This window comes from Streptomyces sp. P9(2023), assembly GCF_032436795.1.
Lineage (GTDB): Bacteria > Actinomycetota > Actinomycetes > Streptomycetales > Streptomycetaceae > Streptomyces.
In genome coordinates this window covers 1-273 of record NZ_JAUPWM010000463.1, presented here as the reverse complement: position 1 = coordinate 273, position 273 = coordinate 1, and the positions used below count along the sequence as shown (strand labels likewise).

Here is a 273-nt window from a genome sequence, read left to right as displayed (position 1 = left end):
GGTACGCTCAGCCCAATATCCTCCGTAGTTCTCTCGGCGAGACAATCGGCCATGTAGGTGATGCAGCATCTGGCCGTCACCAAGATAGATTCCAGCGTGATTAGGAACCTTAGACCGCACATTCATTAGAATAATGTCGCCACGCCTAATCTGGTCGGTGATCTGGAAGAATCCTTCAGCATTAAGCCTTTCCATGCTGTAAAGCTCTTTGCCTTTCTCCCACCAATCATCTTCGCGCTCGTAGTTAGAGACGCTGATTCCATACTCACGCCA

1 protein-coding gene is annotated in these 273 nt (G+C 49.8%); it reads right to left on the bottom strand.

The window, feature by feature from the left end; translation table 11 throughout:
- Nucleotides 1-273, bottom strand: a 273-nt coding sequence (locus Q5762_RS38390; RefSeq protein WP_315896946.1) for an NlpC/P60 family protein, incomplete at both ends; no start/stop codon positions are given.